We start from the raw sequence: 1,161 nt of genomic DNA on the forward strand, positions 1-1,161 counted from the left end.
GCCGATCATCTTCGTCACCGGTCACGGCGACGTGCCGATGGCCGTGTCGACGATGAAAAAGGGTGCGATGGACTTTATCGAGAAACCGTTCGACGAAGCCGAGCTGCGCAAGCTCGTCGAGCGGATGCTCGACAAGGCCCGAAGCGAAAGCAAGAGCGTGCAGGAGCAGCGTGCCGCGAGCGAACGCCTGTCGAAGCTGACCGCGCGCGAGCAGCAGGTGCTCGAGCGGATCATCGCCGGCCGCCTGAACAAGCAGATCGCCGACGACCTCGGCATCAGCATCAAGACGGTCGAGGCGCACCGCGCGAACATCATGGAAAAGCTCAACGTCAACACGGTGGCCGACCTGCTGCGCCTCGCGCTGTCGAAGAAGCAGGCCTGAGCGGGTTCGCCGGCCGCCCGGCCCGCAACCGGTGTTTGCCGCCCCGCGCGATGCGGCCCACTCGCGCGGCGGCGGCCGTTTCTCCCGGCACGCGAGCGCCGCGGCCATGACGCTTCCCGTTGATTCGCTGTCGGACGGCAGCAGGCGAACGGTATAATTACGTGCTTTGCTACGGCGCTTCGCGCGCCGTACGCCCGCATTCCAACTTCCCGGCAGGACCCACCACCATGACAGCCCTCCTCATCGACGGCAACGCCCTTTCGAAGACCTTGCGCGCCCAGGCCGCCGAACGCGCCGCCGCGCTGACCGCACGCGGCCACCAGCCCGGTCTCGCGGTGATCCTCGTCGGCGCCAACCCGGCGAGCGAAGTCTACGTGCGCAACAAGATCAAGGCGTGCGAGGACAACGGCTTCTTCTCGCTGAAGGATGCGTACCCGGCCACGCTGTCGGAAGCCGACCTGCTCGCGCGCATCGACGAACTGAACCGCGACCCGAAGATCCACGGCATCCTCGTCCAGCTGCCGCTGCCCGCGCACATCGACAGCCACAAGGTGATCGAGGCGATCGCGCCGGAAAAGGACGTCGACGGCTTTCACGTCGCGAACGCCGGCGCGCTGATGACCGGCAAGCCGCTGTTCCGCCCGTGCACACCGTACGGCGTGATGAAGATGTTCGAAGCGCACGGCATTGCGCTGCAAGGCGCGAACGCGGTCGTGATCGGCCGCTCAAACATCGTCGGCAAGCCGATGGCGATGATGCTGCTCGACGCCGGCGCGACC

General features: G+C 66.8%; 1 protein-coding gene and 1 pseudogene. Both read left to right on the forward strand.

Annotated features, from left to right (window positions below; all coding sequences use genetic code 11):
• Nucleotides 1-382: pseudogene (fixJ, locus tag JMF90_RS37940) on the forward strand (oxygen response regulator transcription factor FixJ); the annotation flags it as partial.
• Between the two features lie 227 nt (nt 383-609).
• Nucleotides 610-1,161: tetrahydrofolate dehydrogenase/cyclohydrolase catalytic domain-containing protein (locus tag JMF90_RS37945; protein ID WP_305790780.1), on the forward strand; the 552-nt coding region annotated here is incomplete at its 3' end.

Source organism: Burkholderia sp. E168m23 (genome assembly GCF_016586125.1).
Taxonomy (GTDB): domain Bacteria; phylum Pseudomonadota; class Gammaproteobacteria; order Burkholderiales; family Burkholderiaceae; genus Burkholderia; species Burkholderia orbicola.